The sequence below is a fragment of the Streptomyces sp. CB01580 genome (assembly GCF_001905795.1).
Taxonomy (GTDB): Bacteria; Actinomycetota; Actinomycetes; order Streptomycetales; family Streptomycetaceae; genus Streptomyces.
Genome location: NZ_LIXJ01000001.1, coordinates 1 through 21,494, shown reverse-complemented (window position 1 = coordinate 21,494; position 21,494 = coordinate 1). Strand labels below are relative to the sequence as shown.

The window sequence follows — 21,494 nt, the reverse complement described above, 5'->3', positions numbered from 1 at the left end:
GGGCTCGCGCGGAGGGACGCGCCCCAGCGATCGCCGTAGGGGAGTTGCTGTGATCAGCGAATCCGTGGACGAAGCGGTACGCCGCGCCCGCGTGGCGGAGGCGGAAGTGGCGTCATGGTCGCAGGCCGGAATCGACGAGGCCGTGGCGGCCGTCGGCTGGCACTGCTATCGGGAGGAGAACGCGCGCGCTCTGGCGCGGCTCAGTGAGGAGGAGACCGGTCTCGGTGACGCCGAGGCGATGTACGCACTCCAGCGCAGACGGGTGCTCGGCATCCTGTACGACCTGCACGGGGTCCGTACGGTCGGCGTCGTCGAGGAGCAGCCCGAACGGGGACTCGTCACCCTCGCCAAACCACTCGGCGTGATCGCCGTCGCCAGCCCCGCGACCGCACCCGCCCCGGGCATCATCTGCAATGCCCTGCCCATGCTGAAGACCCGCAACGCCGTCGTCTTCAGTCCCAATCCGCGCGCCCACCGGACGGCGCTCGCCACGACCGAGGTCATGCGTGCCGCGCTGGCCGAGGTCGGGGCCCCGCAGGACCTCGTCCAGTGCCTGCCGGTGACCGGCCGTGACGCCGGCGAACGCCTCATGTCCGCCGCCGACTTCGTCGTCGCCATCGGCGGTTCCAACACCGTGCGCCGCGCCTACCGCAGCGGCACGCCCGCGATCGGTGCCGGGGTGGGCAACCCCACGGTCCTCGTGGACGAGACCGCGGACCTCGACGAGGCCCTGAACCACATCCACACCGGCGCCGGGTTCAACCACGGCACGTCCTGCTCGTCCGAGAGCAATGTGCTCGTGCACCGCTCCGTCGCCGACGACTTCCGCGACGGTCTGGTGCGTGCCGGGGCCCATCTGTGCGACGCGGCGGAGACCGCGGCGCTGGTCGCGGCGATGTGGCCGGACGGCCGTACCCTCGATCGCGACCTGATCGGCCGGCCGGCCGCACAGATCGCGGCGGCGGCCGGGCTGACGGTGCCGGACAAGGTCTCCGTGCTCGTCGCGGACCAGCCCGATGCCGGGCAGGACGGTCCGCTGCTGCGGGAGAAGATCTCTCCCGTGCTCTCCCTGTCGGAGTACACCGACTTCGACGAGGCCGTGCGGCTCGTGCAGCGGATCTCGGAACGCTGCGGCATCGGGCACAGCTGCGCGATCCACACGAGCCGGCCGGACCGGGTCATGCGGCTCGCGGAGAGCGTCACGCACTGCCGGGTCGTGGTGAACCAGTCGACGATGACGAACACCGGATCCTTCAGCAGCGGTGTGCCATTCACCACCACCCTGTCCAGTGGGAGCTGGGGCGGTTCCGGAGTGTCGGGGAACGTCACCTGGCGGCATTTCCTGAACTACACCACGATCTCCCGTCCCGTTCGGGAACGTGTTCCGGACGAGGCCGCGCTGTTCGGCCCGTACTGGGACCGGGCGGCGGCGCGGACGAGCGAGGAGCCGAAGGCGGCCTGACGCCGCCCGTGCGGTTTCGTGGTCAACGATTCGACAGTGCGCCCGTACCGGGCGGGGAAGGGAGGGCGACCAGTGCCGACAGCGAGTGTCAACGGCATCAGCCTGAGCTACGAGGTGACCGGACAGGGCGACCCGGTCGTGCTGGTCATGGGATCCGGCGCCGGAGGCAGGGCCTGGCATCTGCACCAGGTGCCGGCGCTGGTGCAGGCGGGCTACCGGGTGATCACCTTCAACAACCGGGGCATTCCGCCCACCGATACCTGCTCCGAGGGCTTCACGATCGACGATCTCGTCGCGGACACCGCGGCGCTGATCGAGCATCTCGACGCGGGTCCGTGCCGACTCGTCGGCACCTCGCTCGGCGCCCACGTGGTGCAGGAGCTGTGTCTGGCCCGGCCGGACCTGGTCAGCCAGGCGGTCCTGATGGCGACGCGGGGCCGCAGCGACGTGATGCGCCGGGCACATGTCCGGGCGGAGCGGGAGTTCTACGACAGCGGCGGCCGGCTGACGCCGCTGTACGGGGCGACGCTCCGGGCGATGCAGAACCTGTCGCCCGCGACGCTGCGGGAGGACAAGGAGATCCGGGACTGGCTCGACATCTTCGAGCTGTCCCCGGTCGCCGACGCGGCCGGCTACCGGGCCCAGCTCGATGTCGACGTCGAGGAGAGCCGTCTCGACGCCTACCGCGCGATCCGCACGCCGTGCCAGGTGATCGGTTTCGCCGACGACCTGGTGCTGCCTCCGCATCTGAGCCGGGAGGTGGCCGACGCGGTCCCCGGGGCCCGGTACACCGAGATCCGGGACGCGGGGCACTACGGCTATCTGGAACGTCCCGACCAGGTGAATTCCGTTCTGCTCGCATTCTTCCGACAGAACGGCTGACACGGGCCGGGCGATGCACGACCCCCGCGTTTCGGTGCCGGACGAAACAACTTGTCGGTCCGGAAGCGGGCGATGGACGATTCCGCGGGGCCGGGCGCATCCGGATCCCGCTCTTGAGGAGGAAATCATCATGGAGAACCCGTTCGACAACGAGGACGGTTCTTTCTACGTACTCGTGAACGATGAGAACCAGCACTCGCTGTGGCCCACCTTCGCGGAGGTTCCCAAGGGCTGGTCCGTCGTGTTCGGCGAAGACACCCGCCAGGCGTGCCTCGCGTACGTCGAGAAGAACTGGACGGACATGAGGCCCGCCAGCCTCATACGGGAGATGGAGGGCCTGGAGGCGGAGCCGGCCAGCCCGGCCGGCGCCGCCGCCTGACGCGCGTCCCTTCGCACCAACATCCCGCGGGTGTCCCGGAAGTCGGTCCGGGGCACCCGCTCCGTTCCGGTGCCGGTCACGGCACCGGGTCTCAGTGCACGTCCCGGCGCATCGGGACGAGCACCGCGGCGATCGCCGCGAGCAGGGCGTAGCCGGTGAGCAGGAGCGCACCGCCCACGGGCGAGAGCAGCGACACCGGACTGGTCGCCAACTGGTCGGCGAGGGTGTCGGCGATGTAGGTGAAGCCGGTCAGCGAGGAGGTGGCGCCGCCGGGGAGCAGCGGGTAGAGCAGCTTGACGCCCGGGATCATCATCAGCGTCAGCTCACCCATGTACAGGTAGCCCACCACGACCGCGAGCGCGGCGATCTGATTGCGGATCAGTGCCCCTGCGGCGACCCCGAGCAGGGTGTAGACGGCCATGGTGACGGCCAGCCGCCCGAGCAGAGCCAGGACCTCCGCGGACTCCATGCCCGGGGTCACCCCGCGGGCCGCCGCCCCGCCGAAGAAGCCGACCCCCGCGGTGCCGGTGAGCACCACCCCGTAGACCAGTCCCGCGACCCCGAAGACGACGATCTTGGCGGTCAGCACCTGCCAGCGCTTCGGCGCGAACAGGAAGGTGTACGTGGCCGTGCGGTGCCGGTACTCGGAGGTCATCGCCAGGGTTCCGAGCGCCGCCGGGACGATCACCGTGAACCCGAGCATCCCCAGCACCGAGCGCACGCCGTCCTCGGTGTCCAGACCGGGCATCGGCGGGTCGAAGTTCTCCGGACCGACCAGAGTGAGCAGCCCCACCATCCCGCCGCCGAGGACCACGGCCACCAGCAGCGCCCACATCCACATCCGGGTGGCCAGCAGCTTGCGGAACTCGGCCCTGATCAGTGTGCTCATCGCTCGATCCCCTCGTCGTTCGTGTGCGAGGCCGCCGCGCCGGCCACCGCCGGTTCACGGGCCCCGTCCCCGTCGCCGGTCAGCCGGAAGAACAGCTGCTCCAGGCTCGCCTCCTCGGTGACGAGGCCGTGCACCCGCAGTCCGGCCGCAGCCGCCAGGTCGGCGACGACGGTGTCGGTCGCCCCGTACACCCGAAGCCAGCCGTCCTGGGCGGTCTCCACCCGTACCTGTGCGCTGGAGGACTCCCGGAGCAGTGCGTCGCGCAGCGCCGCGGCGTCCGGGGACCGTACGAGTACGGACCGCGGGACGAAGCGCTCCATCTCGGCCAGCGGCCCCGCCGCGACCAGCCGGCCCCGGCTGATCATCACGACGTCGTCGACGATCTGCTGGACCTCGCTCAGGACGTGACTGGAGACGAGGACCGTGCGCCCCTCGGCCGCCAGGCCGCGCAGGAACCGGCGAAGCCAGGCGATTCCCTCCGGGTCCAGGCCGTTGCTGGGCTCGTCGAGGAGGAGCACGCGCGGGTCGCCCAGCAGGGCGGTGGCCAGGCTGAGGCGCTGCCGCTGCCCGGTGGAGAAGGTGCGCGTGCGGCGGTCGGCCACCTGCGCGAGCCCCAGCTCCTCGATGAGCCGGTCCACGCGCGAGGCCGGGTGACCGCCCATCGTGCAGTAGATGCGCAGATGGTCGCGGGCCGTGTGGTTGGGGTGGAACGCGGACGCGTCCAGGGCGGCGCCGACGACCTCGGAGGGCCGGGTCAGCTCCCCGTATCTCCGGCCGCCGATGGTCGCCGTGCCGGAGGTCGGGGCGACCAGACCGAGGATCATCCGCATGGTCGTGGACTTCCCGGCCCCGTTGGGTCCGAGGAAGCCGGTCACCACGCCGGGCTCGACCCGGAAACTCAGGTCGTCGACCGCGGTGACGGCACCGAACCGCTTGGTGAGGCCGGTGACTTCGATGCGCGGGCCGTTCGCCTCGTGCTGCTGTGTCATCAGTTCTGCTCCTGGTGGCGGCCGATGAGGCGGGCCAGCTCGCCGGCGTCGTCGAGGGAGAGGACCAGCTCGTCGTACTGCTCGCCGGAGGCGGCGCGGTCGAGCTGGACCCGCAGGCCGGGCTTGCCCCGGTACGCCGCCACGAGCTGGCGCGGTCCCAGCATCAGGCCCCAGGTGCCGATCTTGGCGACCCCGGAGACCTGGAGGCCCTTGCGGGCGCCGTGCGCCTCGCGCAAGGGGTTGTCGACCGGGACGACCCGGCGGACGGCGGCCAGCGGGACGCTCAGTGTGCCGCGGCGCAGCCAGGTCTGCTCGCGTCCGCTGAACTCGACCACGAGCTCGGTGCCGGAGATCTTCATCAGTGCCATGGGGTCCATCCCTCCCTCGGGGCCGCACCCCTCCGTCCGGGTCGGAGCGCGGTTCCGCTGCCATGAGCGTCTGTTCTAGTAGATGTATATCAGATAGAGTGGGCATGTGCATCTCGTACTCGACCTCGACAGTGAGGTACCGATCTACCAACAGATCCGGGACCGGGTGGTGGAAGCCATCGCGGAAGGCGCGCTGGCGCCCGGTGCCGGTCTCCCGTCCACCAGGCAGTTGGCCGTCGACCTGGCGATCAACTTCCACACCGTGAACAAGGCCTACGACCTGCTCCGGCGCGAGGGGATCATCCGCATCAACCGCAAGAGCGGCGCGGCGGTCCGACCGGACGTCAAGCAGCAGTCCGTGGACGACCTGCGCACCGGGGTCGACTGGGACCGGCGCATGCGCACGCTCCTCGCGGAGCTGGACGTGCGCGGCATCCCGAAGGGGGAGGTGATGGCGTATGTCGAGGCGACCCTCGACGGCTTCCCGGGCAGGGAGGACGACGGTGGATAGGGCGTTTTCCGAAAGTGGCGTCGTCCGCCCGAAGGGCCCTGACGGGACTTTCGAAACACGCCCCGGCGCCTGCCCCCGAACGGCGGGCGACGCTTCGACGACAGGGCCCGGCGGGGCGTTACGGGCGGTGTGCTCAGGGGGTGGCCCGGGGGCCGTCGTCCGGACCAGGCGGCAGCCAGGGGGCCCGCAGCAGGGCAGCGCCGAGCGGAGTGAGGGTGTGGATGGCCGAGGTGTGCGTACGCGTCGTGGACACCAGCCCCGCCCGGCGCAGCACGCTCGCGTGCTGACTCGCCGAACCCGGCGTCACCCCCACACGCCGGGCGAGCTCGCTCGTCGTCAGGCTCACGGTGAGCGCCTGGAGGACGGCCGCCCGCGTGCTGCCCACCAGGAGCCCCAGCGGCTGCCGCTCGCCCACGCCGTCGGTCTGCGGCACGTCGCCCGCCGCCCACTCCCCGGACCGCCCGGAGCCCCGGCCGGCATCCCCCCAGAGGGAAGCGGCCGTCGCCGCCGCGGTCCGCGCCGGATGGACCAGGATCGGGGCATTGCCCGGCGTCCGCTCGTCGAGGAACAGACGCGGCGGCCCCGTCAGGAACAACGACGGCGCCAGCAGCAGTCCGCTGCCCGACAGTCGTACCTCGCGGGGCCGTTCGGCCGGCACGCTCAGCACCGGCGGACGCCAGCACAGGCCCGTCGGCCCGACCGTGGCGAACAACTCCTCCACGCCGCCGACCGTCATCGCCCGCCCGTTCGCCTCGCACTCCCGCTCCAGGCGGCTGCGGATCCGCGGCCAGTAGGGTTGCACCGCGGACTGCGCGAACACCCTGAGCGCCACCGCCAGCCGGTGGTTCGCCAGCAGCCCGCGTCCCACCGTCACGCCCGGCCCGCCGGCGGGATGCTCCATCCACGCCGAGATCCGGCCCGTGGGGGAGCGGACCACCGACATCAACTCCGGCGACCCGACGAGCGCCTCCGCCATCCGCGACAACAGCGGAAGGTGTCTGCTGTGCCGACTGCCCGGCCGGAACACCACCGTCCTGCGCCACTGGGCGAACACGTCCTCGCCCCCGTCGCGTCCCCGGCCGCCCGGGCCCTGGCCGGCACCCAACGACGCAAGAGCGAAAAGGGACTCCGCCGCCGGACCGACGGTCTTCAACAGCCGGACGTTCATCACGTCGTCGAACGTGAAATGAATGGTGAGTCCGCTCCCCGTCCGCCGCGCCGGATTCCCTTTCGCGGTACTTCCGTGATCCTCCTCGCGCATGCGGCACATCATGCCGGAAGGGGATCCGGGCACTCCCCGAAAACGTCCGCCGCGCCAGCCGCCGAAGCAGTCGCCACCTGCGAGTTTCATCAACGCCCGAATGTGGTTGCCGGACAGACGATCCGCGCGGGAGCCTGGAATGTCGTGCAGTGTGCCGACACGACGACATCCCGCCCCACCGGGAAATCCTGAACACGAAATGAGTGAACACCGTGCTGTACAACGCACTTTTCAACCTCGGCATTCTCGCGGCCGTCTGGGGCGCGCTGGCCCTCGCCCCCAGCCCGCTCCTCAATTCCCCGTCCGTCCCCTTCGGCGTCCGCGTGCCCCCGGACAAGGCGAACGCACCCGAAGTCGCCGCGCAGCGGCGGCGATACGGAGCCCTGCTGCTCGCCGCTACCACGGCCGTAGCGGTCCTCGCGCTCGTCGCCTGCGCGGCGCTCGACAGCCTCGTCGTCGGAGCCGTCGGCGGCAGCCTCCTGCTCACCGTCGTCGGCGTCGCCCTGTGGATCCGCGCGCACCGGGCCGTCGCCGACGCCAAGGAACAGGGCGGCTGGTACGAGCAGACCCGGCAGGGCGCCGTCACCGACACCTCCCTGCGCACCGATCCCGTCCGCTTCCCCTGGCCGTGGGCTATTCCCGCGTTCGCGATCGTCGCCGTCTCCGCCCTCGTCGGCGCCGTCGTCTACCCGGACCTGCCCGCCGAGATCGCACTGCCCCAGAAGTCGTTCTCCGGAACCGTCTACCAGACGTACCCGACCACCTTCTGGACCGCGTTCGCCCTGGTTCTCGCGCAGATCCTCGTCACCGCCTCCATGGCCGGCACCGTCGCCGGAATCCTGCGCGCCCGCGCCGACCTGGACGTGAGCCGCCCCAGGACCAGCGCCGCCCGATACCGCCGCTACCTCACCAGCATGTCGCGTTCCTTGCTCGGCATGGCCGCCCTGCTGAACCTGATGCTGCTCGGACTGTCCGGAATGCTGTGGAGCGACAACCGCTCCCAGAGCCTCATGGCGCTCGTCGTCGGCGTCCCCGTCCTGGCCGTCCTCGGGATCATCGCCCACCTCGTCCTTCGCGTCGGCCCCGGCGGCAGCCGGCTCCCCGCCGACATCACCGAACCCGACAGCGGTCTCGTGCCCCGCGACGACGACCGCTTCTGGCACGGCGCCGGAATGATCTACGTCAACACCGACGATCCCGCGATCACCGTCCCCCGCCGCGTCGGATTCGGCTGGACCGTCAACCTCGGCAACCTCCGCTTCCTCGTCGTCACCGCGGTCCTGGTGGCAGTGGCCGTGGGGGTCGGTGTCGTCGTGGCCGTCACCATGTGAAACACGCGCCGCACGCACCCGCCACCTCCACGAAGGGCCGTCTCCGGACACACGGAGCCGGCCCTTCGTGCTGCGCGTTTTCACCGCACTCGAAGAAGATTGCGAACGACCGTGGCGGCGGGAGAGCCTGAGGACCGAAAGCACGGCACGTCCGCATCGCCGTGCCGTCCGCCGCCTTCGCCGACACCACGCTCACGCGACGCATCGTCGCGCCCTCCGCTCCCGGTGGTGACCGGTTGCCGCCGGCGGCGGAGAGAACCCGAACAGGAGAGTGGTCGTGGTGACGGTCCCGGAAACGGTCGTGGAAACACTCCCGGAAACGGCTCCGGAGACTTCCCGGGAATCGGCCGGCGGTCTGCCCGAGGGTCTGGCGCGGTCCCTGCCCGGGATCTTCGAGGAACTCGCCCGCGAACACCGGGTCACCGGCGCGCAGATCGCCCTCTACCACGACGGCACCCTCCACGCGCACTCCTACGGAACGGAATCCGTCCGCACCGGACGCCCCGTGACCCAGGAGACCGCCTTCCCCTTCGGCTCGGTCACCAAGTTCTTCACCGCCGCCCTCGTCATGCAGTTCGTGTCCGACGGCGACATCGACCTCGACGAACCCCTCGCCGATCTCCTTCCCGAACTGAGGACACCCGGTGGCTCGGGAACCGGCCTGGGCGCCGCCACCGTGCGCCAACTCCTCAGCCACACCGCCGGACTGCCGGACAGCATCGAGTACGCCGACATGCGTGGCCCCTCCTACCGGCGCTTCGCCACCGCCTGCGCCCAGGCACCCGCGCTCCACGCACCCGGCCTCGCCTTCTCCTACTCCAACACCGGCTACTGCCTGCTGGGAGCGGTCGTGGAGGCAGTGGCCGGCATGGACTGGTGGACGGCAATGGACAGTTGCCTGCTGCGCCCCCTCGGCATCGAACCCGCCTTCCTGCACGATCCCCGCCCCGGCAGCGCACCCGCCGCCCGCAGCATCGCCGACGGCCACGCCGTCCGCGCCGACAGCGACAACGCGGAAATCGTCGACCACATGACCGACCTGTCGCTCGCCGCGGCCGGCGGCCTCGTCGGCAGCGCGGTCGACCTCGTCACCGCCGCCCGCCTCCACCTCGACGACCGTGCCCGCTTCGCGCACGAGCACCTGCTCCCCGAGGACGCGGTCCGAATCATGCACGAACCGATCCCAGCCGCCGAGCCGTTCGGTCTCGCCGATGCCTGGGGCCTCGGCCTCATGAGCCACCGCAGCGCAGGGGGCGTCTGGTTCGGCCACGACGGCGCGGTCGGCGGCGCCAGCTGCAACGTGCGCCTCCACCCCGCCGACAACACTGCGCTCGCGCTCACCGCCAACTCCACCGCGGGACCCCGCCTGTGGGAAGCCCTCGTCGCCGAACTCCGCGCCGCGGGCCTGGACCTCGGCCACTACCGGCTCCCCGAGCCGGACGCCCCGCAGGTCACGGAGCCGGACGCCTACCTCGGCACGTATGCCAACGGAGACCTGCACCTCGTCGTCATGCCCGGGCCGGATGGCAGCCTCTACCTCACGCGCGCCGACTACGCCGACTACCGCCTCACGATCCACACCGACGACCGCTTCGTGGCCCAGGACAACGAGCACGACGGCCTGCCGATCGTCGGCCGATTCGTCCGCGAGCGGTCCGGCGGCCCAATCGTCCTTCTCCAGTACGGCGGGCGCGCGCTCCAGCGGCTCTGACAGCGGCGTCACCTCCACGCCCGGCCCCGCCCAGCCGTTCCGGGACTCCCACCACCACTGCACGCCCATCTGACACCAGGGGAAAACAACGATGTTCGAGCACGAGCAGTCGATGACGTCGGTCGTGGGCGCGTTCGGTGAGCGGGTGGTCTCCGGTCCGGGTGCGGTGGCGGTGCGGTGTGGTGATGTCGTGCTGACGTATGCGGAGTTGGATGCGGCTTCGGATCGGTTGGCGCGGGTGCTGGTGGAGGGGGGTGTGTCGTCCGAGTCCAGGGTCGGGTTGCTGTTGGAGCGGTCGGTCGATGTGGTCGTGGCGATGCTGGCCGTGCTGAAGGCGGGTGGTGTGTATGTGCCGTTGCATGCTTCGTATCCGGAGGAGCGGGTGCGGCAGGTGCTGGTGCAGGCTGGTGCCGGGCTGGTGCTTACGGACCGGGGCGTGGGTGAGGTCGGGGGTGTGCCGGCTCTGGCGGTGGGTGCGGTGCCGACGGGTGTGGGTGACCTGCCTGCGGTGATTCGGTCGGGGTCTTTGGCGTATGTGATGTTCACGTCGGGGTCGACGGGTGTGCCGAAGGGTGTGGCGGTCACGCATGGGGACATTGTTGCGTTGGCGGCGGACGGGCGTTGGGGTTCGGGTGCGCATGGGGTGGTGTTGTTCCATTCGCCGCATTCGTTCGATGCGGCGACGTATGAGGTGTGGGTGCCGTTGCTGAACGGTGGGACCGTGGTCGTGGCGGAGGTGGAGTTGGGTGCGGCGGTGGTGCGTGAGGCGGTTGCGGCCGGGGTGGGGTCGGTGTTCTTGACGAAGGCGCTGTTCGATGTTCTGGCGGGGGAGGATCCGGGGTGTTTCGCGGGTTTGCGTGAGGTGTGGACGGGTGGTGAGGCGGCGTCGGGTGTGGCGATGGCGCGGATGCTGGAGCACTGTCCGGACACGGAGCTGGTCCATGTCTATGGTCCGACGGAGTCGACCACGTTCGCGGTGTGCGGGCCGGTCGTGGCCGGGGATACGGATGCATCGGTGATTCCTTTGGGGTCGGTGATGGACAACACCCGGGCGTATGTGCTGGACACGGCGCTCCGACCGGTGGGCCCGGGTGCGTCAGGCGAGTTGTACCTTGGTGGTGCGGGTCTTGCGCGTGGTTATGACGGCAGGTCGGATCTGACGGCGGAGCGGTTTGTCGCGGATCCGTTCGGTGACGGCGGCCGGTTGTATCGCACGGGTGATGTGGTGCGGTGGCGGGCGGATGGCCGTCTGGAGTTTTTGGGCCGTGGTGACGGTCAGGTGAAGGTGCGGGGTTTCCGTATCGAGTTGGCCGAGATCGAGGCGGTGTTGTCCCGGCACGCGTCGGTGGGGCGGGTGTCGGTGCAGGTCCGTGAGGACCGCCCCGGGGCGAAGCGCCTGGTGGCCTATGCGGTCGCGGCCTCCGGGCGAAGTGCGGACGTGGCCGGCGTGCGTGGGCATGCGGCGGGTTTGTTGCCGGAGTACATGGTGCCGTCGGCGTTCGTCGTCCTGGACGCGCTGCCGTTGAACGTGAACGGCAAGGTCGACCGTAAGGCGCTTCCCGCTCCGGAGGCAGAGGCGGGTGAGGAGTACGTCGCCCCGCGCACCGATGCCGAGCGCATCCTCGCGGGCGTGTGGGCGGACGTGCTCGGTGTCGAACGCGTCGGCGTCCACGACAACTTCTTCGCCCTCGGCGGCGACTCCATCTCCGCCCTGCGGGTCGTCGGCCATGTCCGCTCGGTCCTCGACGGCGAGTTGTCCTCCCGTACGCTCTTCGACCACCCGACCGTCGAGACACTGGCCCGGGGCCTCGTCGCGCCCGGCGTGCCCGAGGCTTCCGCCGAGCCGGCGATCCCGCGCGTCGAGCGCGACGGAACCCTTCCGCTGTCCTACGGCCAGGAGCGCCTCGCCTTTCTGGCCGACTTCGCGCCCGGCGACTCCACGTACAACACCGGCCTCGCCCTGCGCGTCTTCGGTGACGTCGACGCGTCCGCGCTGCGCACCGCGCTGGTCGGGCTCGTCGCCCGCCACGAGGCGCTGCGCACCACATTCTCCGACGGACGCCAGCACGTCCAGCAGGACGTCGAGGTGCCCGTGCGGGTGGTGGACCTCGTGGCCGAGGCCGACGGTGCGCGGCCTGACGCGCTGCTGCGGGTCCTGCGGGAGGAACAGGCCGCCCCGTTCGACCTCGACCGAGGCCCGCTCGTCCGGGTTCTGGTCGTCCGCCTCTCCGAGCGTCAGCACGTGCTGGTGCTGTCGATGCACCACATCGTGACCGACGGCTGGTCCATGGGCGTGGTCATCCGTGAGCTGAGCGCGCTGTACGCAGCCGCTGTGCGGGGTGAGCAAGCCGTTCTGCCGGAGTCGCGCATCCAGTATCCCGACTTCGCGGTCTGGCAACGGGAGAATCTCGCGGGTGGCGCATTCGACGGTCAGCTCGACTACTGGCGTGACAAGTTGTCGGGTCTGGAGCCGTTGGAGCTGCCGACGGACCGGCCGCGTCCGGCCGTGCGCACCTCGGCCGGCGCCCTCCACACGTTCGTGATCCCGTCCGGTCTCGTCGACCGGCTCAGGGCGGCGGGCCAGGAGTGCGGGGCGAGCCTGTTCATGGGGCTGACGGCGGTGACGCAGTTGCTCCTTTCGCGTTACAGCGGTCGGCGGGACGTCACGGTCGGCACGGTCGCGTCGGGTCGCGAGCACACGGAGCTGGAGAACCTCGTCGGGTTCTTCGTCAACACCCTTGCGCTGCGTACCCGGATCGACGAGTCCGTGGGCTTCGGGGAGTTGCTCTCGGAGGTGCGCGCGACCACCCTGGACGCGTTCGCCCACCAGGACGTCCCCTTCGACCGCGTGGTGGACGCCGTCGAACCGGAACGGGACCCGAGCCGGAGCCCGCTGGTCCAGGCTCTCGTCGTACTCCAGAACTCCCTCGGTCTCGAGGGCGAGTTCGCCGGCCGTCCGGCGAAGCGCGAGTTCGTTCCGCGAGCGACGGCGAAGTTCGACGTCTCCTGGGAGTTCTGGGAGGAGAACGGCTGTCTGACAGCCGAACTGGAGTACAGCACCGATCTCTTCGACGCCTCGACCGTCGAGCGGATGTGCCGCCACTGGATAGCCCTCGCGGAGGCGGCGGTCGCGTCGCCGATGACGCCGCTTGCCCGGCTGGAGTGCCTGGACCCGGGCGAACGTGAACTTGCCCTGGGGGAGTGGGCGGGTCCTGGTGTGGGTGTGGGTGGTCGTTCGGTGGTGGAGTTGGTCGCGGGGCGTGTGGGGGCTGTTCCTGGGGTGGTTGCGGTGGTGTGTGGTGGGGAGTCGTTGACGTACGAGGTGTTGTGGCGTCGGGTGGAGGCTTTGGCTGGGCATTTGGTGGCGTTGGGTGTGGGTGTGGAGTCGCGGGTGGGTGTGTCGTTGCCGCGGTCGGTGGATCTGGTGGTGGCGGTGTTGGCGGTGTTGCGGGCGGGTGGTGCGTATGTGCCGTTGGATCCGCAGTATCCGTCGGACCGGTTGGAGTTCATGCGTGCGGACAGTGGTGTGCGTGTGGTGGTCGATGCGGGTGTGATGGGTGGGGAGTTGCTGTCGGCGGAGCTGCCGGTGGTGGGTTCGGTGTCGTTGGGGTCGGCTGCGTATGTGATTTATACGTCGGGTTCGACGGGTCGTCCGAAGGGTGTGGTGGTTCCGCATGGGTCGATGGCGGGTCTGGTGGAGTGGGCGGTGTCGTTGGGGGTGGGTCGGTTCTCGCGTGTGCTGTTTTCGACGTCGTTGAATTTTGATGTGTCGGTGTTCGAGTTGTTCGGGACGTTGGCTGCGGGTGGGACGTTGGAGGTGGTGCCGGATGTTCTTGCTCTGACTGAGCGGGGGTCGTGGTCGGGTTCGTTGGTGTCGGCGGTGCCGTCGGCGTTTGCGGCGGTGCTGGAGCAGGATGCCCGGGTGGATGCGGGTCTGGTGGTTTTGGCGGGTGAGGCGTTTCCGTCGAGTCTGCGGGAGCGGATTGGTCAGGTGATGCCGGGTGCGGCGGTCGCGAATTTGTACGGTCCGACCGAGGCGACCGTCTATGCGACCGGCTGGTTCTCGGAGCGGGACGGGGAGAGCACTGGATCCATGGTGCCGATCGGCAGGGGCGTGGCGGGCAAGGGCACGTATGTGCTCGATGCCTGTCTGCGTCCTGTCCCGGTGGGTGTGTGGGGTGAGTTGTATCTCGCGGGTGGTCTGGCGCGTGGTTATCACGAGCGTCCGGACTTGACGGCGGAGCGGTTTGTCGCCGATCCGTTCCGCGATGGTGGCCGGCTGTATCGCACGGGTGACGTGGTGCGTTGGCATGGGGATGGGTCGCTTGAGTATGCGGGTCGTGGCGATGACCAGGTGAAGGTGCGTGGTTTCCGGATCGAGCTGGGTGAGATCGAGAGCGTTCTGGTCGCGCATGAGCGTGTGAGCCAGGCGGTGGTTGTTGCTCGTGAGGACCGGCCGGGGGTGAAGCGTCTGGCCGCGTATGTGGTGGCCGACGGTTCGGGGCTGGACGTCGCCGGGGTGCGTGAGCACGTGGCGGCTGCGGTCCCCGAGTACATGGTGCCGTCGGTGTTCGTGGTTCTGGACGAGTTGCCGTTGAACGCGAACGGCAAGCTGGACCGCAAGTCCCTGCCCGTCCCGGAGTTCACCGGGGACGAGGCCGGATACGTCGCTCCGCGCACCGGGACGGAACAGGTCCTGGCATCCGTCTGGGCCGAGGTTCTCGGGCTGGAGCAAGTCGGTGTCCAGGACAACTTCTTCGACCTCGGTGGCGATTCGATCATCAGCCTCCAGGTCGTCTCAAGAGCCCGTCGGGCAGGACTCGTGCTCTCGTCCCGGGACGTCTTCCAGCACCCCACCATCTCCACCCTTGCCCCGCACGCCCGCCCTCTCGACGTCGATACCGCCTCCCGTTCCCGGCTGACCGAGAGCGGTACGGTCACCGGCGTCGTGGCCCCGACCCCTGTACGGGAGTGGTTCTTCGAAACCCACCCCGTGACCCCCGGCCACTTCAACATGGCCGCCGCCTTCACCCTCCCGGACGACACCGACCTCGGCGCCCTCCGCAACGCCGTCGAGGCCCTGGCGGCCCAGCACGACGCCTTGCGCTCCACGTTCGTCCAGGACGCGGAAGGCGTCTGGACCGGCCGGATCACATCCGACATCGACCTCGACGCCGTTCTCACTTTCCACACGCTCCCTGAGGACAGCGCCCCCGACACCGGCGCCAAGGGAGAAGCAGAGGCACGCTGGCAGGCACTCGTCCGCGACGCACAGGCCGGGCTCGACCTCGCCACCGGCCCCCTGGTGCGCGTGCTCGTCCGGACGGCGACGGCCGGACCCGTGCGTGTGATCGTCGTGGCGCACCACCTGATCATGGACGGCGTCTCCTGGCGCATCCTGCTGGAGGACCTGAGCACGGCGTACGAGCAGACTGTCGCAGGCCGACCGGTCGACCTCGGCCCGAAGGGCACCTCCGTGCGGCAGTGGGCCGACCGGCTCGCCGCGTACACCGCCCGTGGCGGCTTCGATGCCCAGCTGGCGTACTGGCGTGACGCGACTGCGGCGGTCACCTCGCGGATCCCCGTCGACCGGCCCGGGGGCGACAACACCGTGGCCTCCGAGCGCACGGTCTCGGTCTCCTTGTCCGCCGCGGAGACGCGGGCCCTGCTGCTCGACGTCCCCGGGGCGTACCGCACGCGCCCCAACGACGTGCTCCTCGCCGCCCTGACCCGCGCCGCCGGCCCCTGGGCGACGGGCGGAGCCGATCGACCCGCGGAGGGCGGGGCCGCTCCCCGGTGGGCCGTGAACCTGGAGGCGCACGGCCGCGGGGAGCTCTTCGACGACGTCGATCTCACCCGTACCGTCGGCTGGTTCACCGCCATTCATCCGGTCGCGCTGCCCGTCGCGTACGCCGAGGACTGGGCCGACACCGTGAAGGCGGTCAAGGAACTGCTGCGGGCCGTGCCCGACCAGGGCATCGGCTATGGCGCCCTGCGTCACCTCGGCAACGCCACCGGCCTGGGCGACGCTCCGGAACTGGCGTTCAACTACCTCGGGCACTTCGACGAGGGGAATTCCGGTCTGCACCGTTCCCTCGTCCTCAACCCCGGTGGCGAGCATCACCCGGGCGAACGGCGCACCCATCTGATCGAGGTGGTCGGCGCGGTCCAGGACGGCGTCCTCACCTTCACCTGGGCCTACTCCGAGAACCTTCACGACCTCGCGACCGTCGAGGACCTCGCCCACCGGTACGCGGACGAGCTGCGCTCCCTGATCGCGCACTGCACCGCGCCCGAGGGCCCCTCCGGCTGCACGCCGTCGGACTTTCCCCTCGTCCGCCTCGCCCAGCGCGAGGTGGACGCGATCGCAGCGCGTGTCGGCGACGCCCGCGCCATCGAGGACATCCTCCCGCTGACCCCGCTCCAGTCGGGCATGCTCTTCCACACACTCGGCGCGGCCGGATCGCCCGGATCGCCCGCCTATCTGGAGCAGTTCACCTTCGTCATGGCAGGCGTGGGCGACGTCGGGGCCGTGGCGCGCGCCTGGCAGGCCGTCGTCGACGCCTCGGACGCGTTGCGCGTCTCCGTCGTCTGGGAGGGAGTGGCCGAGCCCGTCCAGGTCGTCCATCGCGCCGGGACGCGGCCACTGCCGGTGACGTACGCCGACTGGACCGATCGCACCGCCGACGAACAGGAATCGCTGCTTGCGGACCTGCTCGCCGCGGACCGGTCCGTCGTCACCGGCCTCGACGCGCCGCTGATGCGGCTGACGCTCGTCCGGGTCGAGGAGGACGTCGTCCGCGTTCTGTGGTCCTTCCACCACCTGCTCATGGACGGCTGGAGCAGCGCCGCCGTCCTCTCCGACGTGGCCGCCCTCTGCGCGGGCGAACCCCTGCCGCCCCGGGAGCCGTTCCGCGAGCACCTGCGGTGGCTCGCCGCACAGGACCACGCCGCCGGACATGCCTTCTGGACCGGCCGCCTCGCAGGCTTCGAGGAGCCGACGCCGCTCCCGTACGACCGTTCGCCGCGCGGGTCCCGACACGCACGCTCGGGGGAACGCGTCACCCTCGGCCTTCCCGACGCCACCGCGCACGCGGTCGCGGACTTTGCCCGGCGCAACCGCGTCACCGTCGGGGCCGTCGTCCAGGGCGCGTGGGCGCTGCTGCTCGGCCGGTACGCGGGAACGCACGACGTCCTGTTCGGCGCGACCGTCTCCGGCCGTCCGGCGGAGCTGCCGGGCGCGGAGTCGACGGTCGGACTGTTCATCAACACCGTGCCCGTGCGCGTCGTCACGCCGCCGGACGAGCCGGTGGGCGCCTGGCTGCGCCGCCTCGGCGATGCCCAGGCAGCGGCCCGGCCGTACGAGTATGTCGCCCTGCACGAGATCGAAGTGCCCGGCCTGCCGGCCGGCACGCCCCTGTTCGACAGCCTCGTCGTCGTCGAGAACTACCCGGTCGACGTCGACGCCACCGCGCGCCACGGCATCAGCCTTTCCGGGCTCGACGCCGCCGAGTCGACCAACTACCCGCTCACCCTGACCGCGCGCCCCGCCGGGGAGTTCCTGCTCACCTTCGGCTACGACCCCGAACTCTTCGACGTCGCGACCATCCGACTGCTCGCCGCTCGCTACGCCCACGTCCTGGAGGCCCTTGCGGACGCCGGCGACGCGGCCACGCTCGGCACCCTGCCGCTGACCGGTGCCGACGAGCTGACCCGCGTTCTGGACGGTGCGTGGACCGGCGCGCTCGACGCGACCGCGGTGCCGGACACCTCGCTGCCGGAACTCTTCGCACGACGGGTCGCCGAAACTCCCGACGCGGTCGCCGTGACCGGCGCGTCCGGCACGCTCACCTACCGGCAGCTCGACGAACGCGCGGCCCGCCTGGCGTGCGCGCTGCGGGCGCGCGGAGCCGACCGGGAATCCCGGATCGGACTGCTGCTCGACCGCTCGGCGGACGTCGTCGTCGCCATGCTCGCCGTGCTCAGGACCGGGGCCGCCTACGTCCCGCTGCACTCCGGACACCCGGCAGACCGGATGCGCGCCATGCTCTACGGCAGCGGCGCCCTGCTGCTCCTCACCGACGGCGTCTTCCCGGCACCGGACGGCATCCCGACCCTCGACGTCTCGGACATCCCGACCCTCGATGTCTTCGACATCCCCGGCGGCGACACCACGGCCCCGGCCGACGGGCCGACGCATGTCGCCCCGGACGCCGATGCGTACATCATGTACACCTCCGGCTCGACCGGTGAACCCAAGGGCGTCGCCGTCACCCACCGCGACATCGCCGCTCTCGCCGCCGACCGCCGCTGGACGCACGATGCGCAGCAGCGCGTCCTGTTCCACTCCTCCCACTCCTTCGACGCCGCCACCTACGAGGTCTGGGCCCCGCTCCTCAACGGCGGCACGGTCATCGTCGCCGACGGCGACCTCACGGCGACCGCCGTTCGCCACGCCGTCGCCGAACACGGCGTCAGCGCCCTGTTCGTGACCACCGCCCTCTTCGGCGCCCTCGCCGACGAGGACCCGGCCTGCTTCTCCGGGCTCGGCGAGGTGTGGACGGGCGGCGAGGCCGCCTCCCGCCCGGCGATGCGACGCATGCTGGAGCACTGCCCCGACACCCGGCTCGTCCACGTCTACGGGCCCACCGAGGCCACCACCTTCGCCGTCTGCGGCCCGCTCGACGTCGCCGACCTCGCCGACGGTGCGGCCGTACCGCTCGGCCTGCCCATGGACAACACGCTCGCCTACGTCCTCGACGCGGCGCTGCGCCCGGTCGGCACCGGCCAGACCGGTGAGCTGTACCTCGGCGGCCCCGGGCTGGCCCGCGGCTACGACGGCCGTCCAGGTCTCACCGCCGAGCGGTTCGTCGCCGCCCCGTTCGGTCCCGCGGGTGGTCGGTTCTACCGAACCGGCGACATCGTCCGGCGACGCCACGACGGCCGCCTCGAATTCCTGGGCCGGGGCGACGGACAGGTCAAGATCCGGGGCTTCCGCATCGAGCTCGCCGAGATCGAGGCCGCCCTGGCGCGCTGCGACGGCATCGGTCGGGTGAGCGTCCAAGCGGTCACCACCGGGCGGCCGGGCGGCAGCGGCTCCAAGCGGCTGGTCGCCTACCTCGTCCCCGCGGCGCAGGACGCCACGGCCGCCGACCTCGACGTCCGCCGCGTACGGGAAGAGGCCGCGGCGCTGCTCCCCTCGTACATGGTCCCCTCCGCGTACGTCGTCCTCGACGCCCTGCCCCTGAACTCCAGCGGCAAGGTCGACCGGCGCGCCCTGCCCGCTCCCGAGCACGACCACGCCACCGCCACCGTCCACGAGGCCCCGCACGCCGGGGCCGAGGAGCTGATCGCCGCCGTCTGGGCCGGACTGCTCGGCAGCGAGGGGATCGGCCGGCACGACGACTTCTTCGACCTCGGCGGCGACTCCATCACCAGCCTCAAGGCCGCCTCCCGGCTGCGCACCGCGCTGGGCGCCGACCTCTCGCCGCGCGCCCTGTTCGACCATCCCACGGTCGCCTCGCTGGCCGCCGCCTGCGCCGCCACGGCGGGCGCGACGACGCAGGCCGCGATCACCCCGGCGCCACGCGGCGCGGGCCCGCTGCCGCTCGCCTACGCGCAGGAGCGGCTCTGGTTCCTCGACGCCTTCACCCCCGGTGGCTGCGAGTACAACGTCGTCACCACCCTGCGTCTCACCGGTGTCGTCGACACCGCCGCCCTGCGCACCGCCGTCGCCGGGCTCGTCGCCCGCCACGAGGCACTGCGCACCACCTTCGACGCCGCCGACGGCCGGGGCGGTACCCAACACGTCCACGACACCCTCGACGTGCCCGTGCGCACGGTCCGGGCGGCGAGCGAGGAAGAGCACGAACGCACCCTGCGGGCCGAGGCCGCCCAGCCGTTCGACCTGCGCACCGGACCGCTGTTCCGCGTGCTCCTCGTCGAGCGGGCAGGACGGGACGATTCCACCCTTATGCTGACGATGCATCACATCGTCACTGACGGCTGGTCCATGGGCGTGATCACGCGCGAGCTGAGCGCCCTCTACACAGCGGTGGTGGACGCGTCCGACGGTGGCCCCGTGCTACCCGAACCATCCCTTCAGTACCCGGACTTCGCGGTCTGGCAGCGTGCACAACTCACCGAGGACGCCCTCGCGCCCCACCTCGACCACTGGAGCGAGCGGCTGGCCGGTCTCGAACCCCTGGAGCTGCCCACCGACCGACCCCGCCCCGCCGTGCGGACGGGGCGCGGCGCCCTGCACTCCTTCCGCGTACCGCAGCGTCTCACCACGGCACTCGCCGACGCGGCACGTGCGCAGGACGCGACCCTGTCGATGGCCCTGACCGCGGTCACACAGCTGCTGCTCTCGCGTTACAGCGGCCAGGACGACATCGCCGTCGGCACGGCCGTCTCGGGGCGGGAGCGCACCGAGCTGGAACCCCTGGTCGGCTTCTTCGTCAACACGCTCGTGCTGCGCACCCGCATCGACGCCCATGCCGACTTCGGCACGCTGCTGGGCGACGTACGGGAGACCACCCTGGCGGCCTTCGAGCACCAGGCGGCCCCGTTCAGCCGCCTCGTCGAGGCCCTCGCCCCGGAACGCGACCCCAGCAGGACCCCGCTCGTCCAGGCCGCGGTCACCCTCCAGAACGCGCCGCGCGAGACGTTCGCACTGCCGGGGCTCCTGGTCGAGGAAGTCCTGCCGCCGGTCGAGACGAGCCCGTTCGACCTCAACATCGAGTTCGAACCCACTGACGGAGAGGGCCTGTTCGCCGTCGTCTCCTACAGCACGGATTTGTTCGATGCGGTGACGGTGGAGCGGATGGCGGGGCATTGGGTGGGTCTCGCGGAGGGGTTGGTGGCTGCTTCGGGTGTGGCGTTGGCGGAGGTGCCGATGCTGGGCGCGGGGGAGCGGGACCGGGTTCTGGTGGCCGGTCGGGGTGCGGTGGTGGAGTTCGACGGTCGTGTGTCGGTGGTTGAGGCGTTTGCCCGTCGGGTTGCTGCGGCGCCGGGTGCGGTGGCGGTGCGGTGTGGTGATGTCGTGCTGACGTATGCGGAGTTGGATGCGGCTTCGGATCGGTTGGCGCGGGTGCTGGTGGAGGGGGGTGTGTCGTCCGAGTCCAGGGTCGGGTTGCTGTTGGAGCGGTCGGTCGATGTGGTCGTGGCGATGCTGGCCGTGCTGAAGGCGGGTGGTGTGTATGTGCCGTTGCATGCCTCGTATCCGGAGGAGCGGGTGCGGCAGGTGCTGGTGCAGGCTGGTGCCGGGCTGGTGCTTACGGACCGGGGCGTGGGTGAGGTCGGGGGTGTGCCGGCTCTGGCGGTGGGTGCGGTGCCGGTCGGTGTGGGTGACCTGCCTGCGGTGATTCGGTCGGGGTCTTTGGCGTATGTGATGTTCACGTCGGGGTCGACGGGTGTGCCGAAGGGTGTGGCGGTCACGCATGGGGACATTGTTGCGTTGGCGGCGGACGGGCGTTGGGGTTCGGGTGCGCATGGGGTGGTGTTGTTCCATTCGCCGCATTCGTTCGATGCGGCGACGTATGAGGTGTGGGTGCCGTTGCTGAACGGTGGGACCGTGGTCGTGGCGGAGGTGGAGTTGGGTGCGGCGGTGGTGCGTGAGGCGGTTGCGGCTGGGGTGGGGTCGGTGTTCTTGACGAAGGCGCTGTTCGATGTTCTGGCGGGGGAGGATCCGGGGTGTTTCGCGGGTTTGC

Annotated in this window: 11 protein-coding genes; 7 read left to right on the top strand and 4 right to left on the bottom strand. The window is 70.9% G+C overall.

Translation table 11 applies throughout. From position 1 onward, the window contains the following. Window positions 1–49 precede the first annotated feature (49 nt). From AMK22_RS00055 to AMK22_RS00045, 3 genes are all read left to right on the top strand, one after another. Window positions 50–1,462 (top strand): aldehyde dehydrogenase family protein, encoded by a 1,413-nt coding sequence (locus tag AMK22_RS00055; RefSeq protein ID WP_073781116.1) that lies wholly within the window; start codon window positions 50–52, stop codon window positions 1,460–1,462. Window positions 1,463–1,534: 72 nt separating this feature from the next. Next, window positions 1,535–2,344, top strand: coding sequence for an alpha/beta fold hydrolase (locus tag AMK22_RS00050; RefSeq protein WP_073781115.1), 810 nt, complete (start codon window positions 1,535–1,537; stop codon window positions 2,342–2,344). A gap of 130 nt (window positions 2,345–2,474) precedes the next feature. Further along, complete coding sequence (locus AMK22_RS00045) at window positions 2,475–2,723, top strand: MbtH family protein (RefSeq protein WP_073781114.1); 249 nt, start codon at window positions 2,475–2,477, stop codon at window positions 2,721–2,723. A 91-nt stretch (window positions 2,724–2,814) separates the two neighbouring features. Here AMK22_RS00045 and AMK22_RS00040 read toward each other — a convergent pair whose 3' ends face one another. The 3 genes from AMK22_RS00040 to AMK22_RS00030 are packed head-to-tail and all read right to left on the bottom strand — an operon-like array spanning window position 2,815 to window position 4,969. Beyond that, on the bottom strand, window positions 2,815–3,612 hold the full coding sequence (locus tag AMK22_RS00040) for an ABC transporter permease (protein WP_073781113.1): 798 nt from the start codon (window positions 3,610–3,612) through the stop codon (window positions 2,815–2,817). Next, entirely contained in the window at window positions 3,609–4,601 is a 993-nt protein-coding gene (locus tag AMK22_RS00035; protein ID WP_073781112.1) for an ABC transporter ATP-binding protein, read from the bottom strand. Before AMK22_RS00035 ends, AMK22_RS00040 begins: the two co-directional genes overlap by 4 nt. Further along, complete coding sequence (locus tag AMK22_RS00030; protein ID WP_073781504.1) at window positions 4,601–4,969, bottom strand: hypothetical protein; 369 nt, start codon at window positions 4,967–4,969, stop codon at window positions 4,601–4,603. The genes AMK22_RS00035 and AMK22_RS00030 overlap by 1 nt, the downstream gene beginning before the upstream one ends. A 106-nt stretch (window positions 4,970–5,075) precedes the next feature. Here AMK22_RS00030 and AMK22_RS00025 point away from each other — a divergent pair, with 106 nt between their 5' ends. Beyond that, entirely contained in the window at window positions 5,076–5,480 is a 405-nt protein-coding gene (locus AMK22_RS00025; protein WP_073781111.1) for a GntR family transcriptional regulator, read from the top strand. 133 nt (window positions 5,481–5,613) lie between these two features. On the opposite strand, the gene AMK22_RS00020 is transcribed toward AMK22_RS00025, so the two are convergent. Continuing rightward, window positions 5,614–6,741 (bottom strand): winged helix-turn-helix domain-containing protein, encoded by a 1,128-nt coding sequence (locus AMK22_RS00020; RefSeq protein WP_073781110.1) that lies wholly within the window; start codon window positions 6,739–6,741, stop codon window positions 5,614–5,616. Between the two features lie 212 nt (window positions 6,742–6,953). Here AMK22_RS00020 and AMK22_RS00015 point away from each other — a divergent pair, with 212 nt between their 5' ends. The 3 genes from AMK22_RS00015 to AMK22_RS00005 all read left to right on the top strand — a co-directional run. Next, entirely contained in the window at window positions 6,954–8,072 is a 1,119-nt protein-coding gene (locus tag AMK22_RS00015; RefSeq protein WP_242433773.1) for a DUF1648 domain-containing protein, read from the top strand. Window positions 8,073–8,352: 280 nt separating this feature from the next. Beyond that, complete coding sequence (locus AMK22_RS00010; RefSeq protein WP_242433772.1) at window positions 8,353–9,783, top strand: serine hydrolase domain-containing protein; 1,431 nt, start codon at window positions 8,353–8,355, stop codon at window positions 9,781–9,783. Window positions 9,784–9,874: 91 nt separating this feature from the next. After that, window positions 9,875–21,494 (top strand): non-ribosomal peptide synthetase (locus AMK22_RS00005; RefSeq protein WP_073781108.1); only part of this gene is annotated, 11,620 nt, incomplete at its 3' end.

Bases quoted from the DNA above. Each gene is read 5' to 3' on its own strand.
- AMK22_RS00045 (WP_073781114.1), top strand. From the start codon at position 2,475: ATGGAGAACCCGTTCGACAACGAGGACGGTTCTTTCTACGTACTCGTG.
- AMK22_RS00040 (WP_073781113.1), bottom strand. From the start codon at position 3,612: ATGAGCACACTGATCAGGGCCGAGTTCCGCAAGCTGCTGGCCACCCGG.
- AMK22_RS00035 (WP_073781112.1), bottom strand. From the start codon at position 4,601: ATGACACAGCAGCACGAGGCGAACGGCCCGCGCATCGAAGTCACCGGC.
- AMK22_RS00030 (WP_073781504.1), bottom strand. From the start codon at position 4,969: ATGGCACTGATGAAGATCTCCGGCACCGAGCTCGTGGTCGAGTTCAGC.
- AMK22_RS00020 (WP_073781110.1), bottom strand. From the start codon at position 6,741: ATGCGCGAGGAGGATCACGGAAGTACCGCGAAAGGGAATCCGGCGCGG.